The following is a 5,671-nucleotide window of genomic DNA, read 5'->3' on the forward strand; positions in this document are numbered from 1 at the left end:
GGCCGGTCCCTGCTGCGCCCCAGCTACAAGCACTGGCTGCTCAAGGACGAGCTGCTGCGCATTCAGGCGACGACGATCCGCCGCAACGGCATGGGCCTGCCGATCGGCATCGGCGCACCCGGGTCGACGGACGCCGACATCGAGAAGCTGGCGCAGATGGCCCAGGGCGCACGTGCCGGCGAGAACGCTGGCGGTGCCCTGCCCAACGGTGCCGACATGAAACTGCTTGGCGTCCAGGGCAACATGCCCGATATCTCGCGGGCGATCGAGTATCACGACGAGATGATCGGCCTGGCCGGTCTGGCGCACTTCCTGAACCTGTCCAAGGGCGGCTCCTACGCGCTGGCCAGCGTCCAGGCGGACATGTTCGTGCAGGCGGTGCAGACCCACGCCGAGCAGATCCGCGACATCTTCACCGCGCACGTCATCGAGGACCTGGTCGACGTGAACTGGGGCCCCGATGAGCCGTCACCGCGCCTGATTTTCGATCCGATCGGGTCGCATCAGGACGCCACCGCCGCCGCGCTGCAGCTGCTGGTGCAGGCCGGGCTGCTGACGCCGGACCAGGCGATCGAGCAGTCGGTGCGTCAGCGTCTCGGGTTGCCGTCGACGGCGATCGCGGTGCCGCTGAGCGAGCACACCAGCGTCGGGCCGACCGGTGAGATCGCCGCATCGCGGCGCCGCGTGCCGGTGGCCGCCGGGCAGGGGCACCTGTGGTGACCGCGCCAACGCTTTCTCGAGTCGCGGGTGTGGAGCTGGCCCGCACGGGGCAGTGGTCGGCGTCGACGGGGGTCTCGACGATCACCCGTGATGACCTCGTGGCCGCTGTTGCGGCGATGGGCTGCCCGGCGGTGCGGGAACCGGTCATCAAGCTCGGGCACACCGACCCGCGGTTCGACGGGCAGCCGGCGATCGGCCGGGTCACCAACTTGGCGGTGGTCAACGACTGTTCGCTGGTCGGGGATCTGACGGGGATGCCGGGCTGGCTCGGCCCGATCCTCGCGAGCGCCTATCCGTCGCGGTCCATCGAGGGCCAATGGAACTACCGCTGCAGCGTGGGGCACACGCATCCGTTCGTGATCACCGGCCTTGCGCTGCTTGGGGTTACCGAACCGGCGATCGGGTCGCTGTCGAACCTCGACGACATCGCCGAGCTGTGGACCACCACCGATTACGCGCCCGCCGTCGCGGCCGCGAAGGGAGACACCATGCCGAAGACCATCGCCGCCACCGCCACGGTGGAAGACATTCGCCGCGCCTACTACGACACCGCTGGATGGGATCTGTGGATCGAGGAGATCCAGCTGGCCCCGCTGCAGCTGATCGTCGTCGACGACTCCGACGGCACCCGCGCCCGCGTCGCGGTGGTCATCGACCCGGCGAAGGACGGCGCCGACGCGATCACGTTCGGCGAGACGGTGCCGGTCGTCGTTCGCTACGACGACGTGACCCCTGCCGCTGACCCCGCTGCTGAGGGCGGCGCGCAGGTCGCGGCTTCCAAGCTCCGGTTCGCTTCGCGGGCCGAGTCCCAGCGTGAAATCCACGCGGGGCGACCAGGAAAGGAGGTGTCCGCCATGGCTGCGGATACCACGCCCGCGAACAACTCCGGCGGGCTCACCGATGACCAGAAGGCCGCGCTGCGCGACGTTCTCGGTCTCACCGACCAGGCCGACGACGCCACCTTCGCCGCAGCGCTGGAAGCGCTGGTGAAGAAGGCCCAGGCCGACGCCGGGGAAGACGCTGCCGACGGCGGTGCCGATGAGGCAACCGAAGACGCCTCGGCCGGCGGTGATTCCGCGGCGGCTGACGACCAGACCGACGACCCCAAGAAGGTCGCCGCTTCCGTGGGCACCGCGACGGTGACCATCGACGCTGCCGCCTGGGACGACCTGCAGACGTTCATCGCCTCGGCGCGTGAGCGTGAGAAGGCCGACCGTGAGCGGGCCGCCGACGAGATGGTCGACGCGGCGTTCAAGGCCGGGAAGATCGCGCGGACCAGCGTCGCCGCGTACAAGACGGCGGCCCGTAAGGACCCCGACGGCACCAAGTCGATCCTCGACACCCTCGCCGCGTCGGCGGCGTTCCCCGTCGGAGAGCTCGGCCACTCGGTCGATGTCGCCGACAACCCCGAAGACGTCCGCACCAACGCGGCCTACAAGAACTGGAGCATCTGACATGGCAGGTATCTCGCAGGTCACCCAGGGTGGCCCGAAGACTTTCACCCCCGCCTCCGGCGAGACGATCCTCGGCGGCCTGCTCGTCGAGGCCCGCGCCGGTGGCCGGATCGGCGTCGCCGCGGCCGCCTCGACGAAGGTGCTCGGTGTGGCGCTGACCGACGCGCTCGCACCCGAGCAGTTCCCGCCGGCCAACACCACCGATGCGCTCGGCCGCACGGTCGTGGCCGCGGTGCCGATCCCCACCACCGTCGCCGTCGCCTACGGCGGCACCGAGGTGCGGGTGAAGTACTCCGCTGCCGCGAATTTCGGGGACAAGCTCGTCGCCACCGCGGCGGGCACCGTCGGCCCTGCCGGCGCGACCCCGGACGCCCGCACCATCGTCGGCGTCTGCACCGAACCCGCCGGAGTCGCGGCCAATGCGACCGGCCTGATCCGGATCGCCTGATCCGCACGACCACGAAAGGAAACCACTCATGGGCACCAGCATCGTGAGCGTCTCGGACGGCAACCGGTTCACCGTCTCCGACCTCGTCAAGCAGCCACTGTTCGTCCCGACCAAGCTGAAGGAGCTGATGGAGAATCAGTTCATCAGCGAGGCTCTGCTGCGCAACGCCGGGGCGAACCCGTCCGGCGTGATCGCCTACCGCGAGGGCGATCCGACGTTCCTGGACCAGGATGTGCAGGATGTCGCCGAGTTCGGCGAGATCCCGGTCAGCTCCGGGCAGCTCGGCATCCCCCGCACGGCGTACGCCGTGAAGAAGGCACTCGGCATCCGGGTGTCCAAGGAGATGATCGACGAGAACGACATCGACGCGGTCAACAAGCAGATGACCGGCCTGCGGAACACCTTCATCCGGGCCAACGACCGGATGGCGAAGACCCTGCTGCAGTCGGCCGCCGTGCCGACTTTGCCGGTGTCGACCGCTTGGGACGCCGTCGGCGGCAAGCCGCGCACCGACATCGTGCGGGCGATCGAACAGGTCACCACCGCCGCGCCAGCCGAGGCGACTGCTGACGAGTACTACGGCTTCCAGCCGGACACCCTCGTCGTGCACCCCGCGCTGCTGGCGACCCTGATGGATAACGAGCAGATCCTCAAGGTCTACAACGGCAACGTCGCCAACGAGTCCATCGCGTACACCGGCGCCATCCCGGGCAGCCTGCTCGGCCTGTCTGTGATCCAGTCCCGGACCTTCCCGGTCAACAAGGCGCTGATCCTGGAACGCGGCACCGTCGGGTTCTACTCCGACACCCGGCCGCTGCAGTTCACCGCCCTGTACCCGGAGGGTAACGGCCCCAACGGTGGCCCGCGTGAGACGTGGCGTTCGGACGCCACGCATAAGCGGGTCATGGGCCTGGACCAGCCGAAGGCCGCGATCTGGCTGACCGGGCTGGTGACGCCGTGACCGAGTACCGGCTCGCTGCCCTCCTGTTTGTGGAGGTGACCGACCGGGACGAACGTGGTGAGCCGCTGAACTGGCGGCGGTACCGGCAGGGCGACACCATCGAGGTGACCGGTTCGGAGGAGCAGCGGCTCCTGGAGGCCGGCGCGCTGGCCCCGCTCGGTGACACCGCGCACCCGGCCGAGCACGAGGCCGGTGGGCATCCGGTGGCCCCGGAGCCGCACGGCGCGACGCCGCGGCCGCCGAAGGCGGGGTCGCACGCGGCGTGGGTCGACTACGCCGTGTCCCGCGGTGTCGACCGTGAGCTGGCCGAGTCGATGACGAAGGCCGAGCTCATCGCCGAGTACGCGAGCGAGTAACCCCGGTGGCGGAAGCGTTCGCGACCCCGGCCCAACTGGCCGCACAGTGGCGCACGCTCACCGCTGCCGAGAGCGAGGCGGCCGCATCGCATTTCGATACGGTCGCCTCGCTCATTCGCACCGAGTTCCGGGAACGCGCCGGCCTCGACGATGTCCCGGACGATCGCCTCGGCGTCGCCCGGACCGTCAGCATCGAGATCGTCAAGACCGCACTGTCCACAGGTATGTGGCCCGGCCACACCCAGTACGGGCGCACCGAAGGGCCGCGCACCAAATCCGGCACCCTCGCCTCCCCGGGCGGCTCGTTGGCGCTGACCGACTGGCAGCGCCAACTCCTCGGCCTGCCGATCAACCCGGCGCCGCGGTGGAACTTCCCGGTGGGTGACTACTGATGCTCGGCACCGAGACCGTGCAGGTACGCCGACGCGGTGACAACGGTGCCGGCGGCTGGCCGTCGCTGCCGGTTCCGGTCGACGGATGCCTGGTCAACCCGGCCGGTGGCGCGGAAGCCATCGGCGCGGACCGCACCGCCGGCACCGGCATGGTCACCGTGACGATGCCGATCACTGCCGGCATTGACCATTCCTGTGAGCTGCAGATCCGGGGCCGCTGGTACCGCATCGCCGGCGACGTGGAGGCATACGTCAACGATGAGGATCCGGAGCTGTCCGGATACCAGTTGACGTGCCGGCGGGGTGCGGGCTGATGAACCGGGCACAGGCTGACATCATCCCGGCCACCGTCGACTGGCTGGCCGTCCGGGTTACTGCCGAGGTGCGCAAGAGCGTGCCGGAGGACTGGACCGTCTACGACGGGCCGCTGCTGGTCGTCGCCGACGATGGCGGGCCGGCGCGGTGGCCGGTGAAGTCCCGGCACACGATCCGGCTGACGGCGTGGGCCGAGGCTCGCGACGCGGCGCGGGAGGTCGTCACGCTGGCTGCGGCGCGGCTCGCCGGGGACCGGCCTCGGCCGGCCGGCGTGGAGCACGTCTCCCCCGACATGGGTGTGGTCCTCGACGGCCGGGACGCGAACACCGGGGCCTTCTTGGCGTCGGTGCTGGTGACGATGGTCGCCCGCATGGTGACGGTCTGATGGCCGATCCCGGTTTCAAGCTCGACCGCAAGGGCGGCGCGGAAGTGCTCCGCGAGATGGTCGCCGACCAGATCAACGAACTCGCGAAGCATATCGCTGCCCAGGCCGGACCCGACGCCGAGGTCGAGACGTACGCCACCGACCGTGCTGCCGCTTCGGTGCGGGTGCCCGCCGACCAGCAGGCCAAGGACGGCGTGCTGACCCGGGCCGCCGCTGCCGCGGGTCTCGAATTTCGTCCGAAGAAGTAGCCCACCGCGCCGCAGTTCGCCGGCGCGCACCTGATCAGCCCACCCGAATCCCCGGGTGGGTTTTTGCGCCCCCCGGGGCAACGAAAAGCGCCCTTGAAGGAGGGAACGATGACCATCACCCTGAACGATGCGGCCGACGCCGACCTGACCCTGATCCCGGACGACGCCGAGGTGTGGATCGCGCTCAAGGCCGATGTGACCAACATCGCCGCCATGATCCCCGCCGCGCCGGATGACGACCTGGCCGCGCTGGGTTGGTCTCCGGCCGGGCTGATCGACCCGAAGGGTATCCCCGTCGATCCGTCCGGCGAGATCAAGGAGTACGACGCGTTCGGCCGCCCGAACTTCCGGTCGAAGTTCAAGAAGGGCAAGCTCAAGACCGGGTTCACCGT

At 69.8% G+C, this 5,671-nt stretch carries 9 protein-coding genes and 1 pseudogene; all 10 read left to right on the top strand.

The window, feature by feature from the left end; genetic code table 11:
* On the top strand, positions 1 to 720 hold a 720-nt coding region (locus B4L26_RS08960; protein ID WP_290718144.1), incomplete at its 5' end, for a phage portal protein family protein.
* Between the two features lie 29 nt (positions 721 to 749).
* Complete coding sequence (locus B4L26_RS08965; protein WP_290718146.1) at positions 750 to 2,174, top strand: phage protease; 1,425 nt, start codon at positions 750 to 752, stop codon at positions 2,172 to 2,174.
* A gap of 1 nt (position 2,175) precedes the next feature.
* Complete coding sequence (locus tag B4L26_RS08970) at positions 2,176 to 2,622, top strand: hypothetical protein (RefSeq protein ID WP_290718148.1); 447 nt, start codon at positions 2,176 to 2,178, stop codon at positions 2,620 to 2,622.
* A 28-nt stretch (positions 2,623 to 2,650) separates the two neighbouring features.
* Positions 2,651 to 3,583: a hypothetical protein gene (locus tag B4L26_RS08975; RefSeq protein WP_290718150.1), complete on the top strand. Its 933-nt coding sequence runs from the start codon at positions 2,651 to 2,653 to the stop codon at positions 3,581 to 3,583.
* Between the two features lie 29 nt (positions 3,584 to 3,612).
* Positions 3,613 to 3,939: a hypothetical protein gene (locus tag B4L26_RS08980; protein WP_290718152.1), complete on the top strand. Its 327-nt coding sequence runs from the start codon at positions 3,613 to 3,615 to the stop codon at positions 3,937 to 3,939.
* A gap of 5 nt (positions 3,940 to 3,944) precedes the next feature.
* Positions 3,945 to 4,331 carry a hypothetical protein gene (locus tag B4L26_RS08985; RefSeq protein WP_290718154.1) on the top strand — a complete coding sequence of 129 codons (387 nt, stop codon included), beginning with the start codon at positions 3,945 to 3,947 and terminating at the stop codon, positions 4,329 to 4,331.
* Positions 4,331 to 4,645, top strand: a complete 315-nt coding sequence (locus tag B4L26_RS08990) for a hypothetical protein (RefSeq protein WP_290718155.1) — start codon at positions 4,331 to 4,333, stop codon at positions 4,643 to 4,645. Before B4L26_RS08985 ends, B4L26_RS08990 begins: the two co-directional genes overlap by 1 nt.
* The gene (locus B4L26_RS08995) at positions 4,645 to 5,031 is read left to right on the top strand and encodes a hypothetical protein (RefSeq protein ID WP_290718157.1); all 387 of its coding nucleotides are present in this window, start codon (positions 4,645 to 4,647) and stop codon (positions 5,029 to 5,031) included. Before B4L26_RS08990 ends, B4L26_RS08995 begins: the two co-directional genes overlap by 1 nt.
* Positions 5,031 to 5,279, top strand: coding sequence for a hypothetical protein (locus B4L26_RS09000; RefSeq protein WP_290718159.1), 249 nt, complete (start codon positions 5,031 to 5,033; stop codon positions 5,277 to 5,279). Before B4L26_RS08995 ends, B4L26_RS09000 begins: the two co-directional genes overlap by 1 nt.
* 108 nt (positions 5,280 to 5,387) lie before the next feature.
* A pseudogene (locus B4L26_RS09005) lies at positions 5,388 to 5,671 on the top strand (hypothetical protein); the annotation flags it as partial.

It is taken from the genome of Gordonia sp. UBA7599, assembly GCA_002477755.1.
Taxonomy (GTDB): Bacteria; Actinomycetota; Actinomycetes; order Mycobacteriales; family Mycobacteriaceae; genus Gordonia.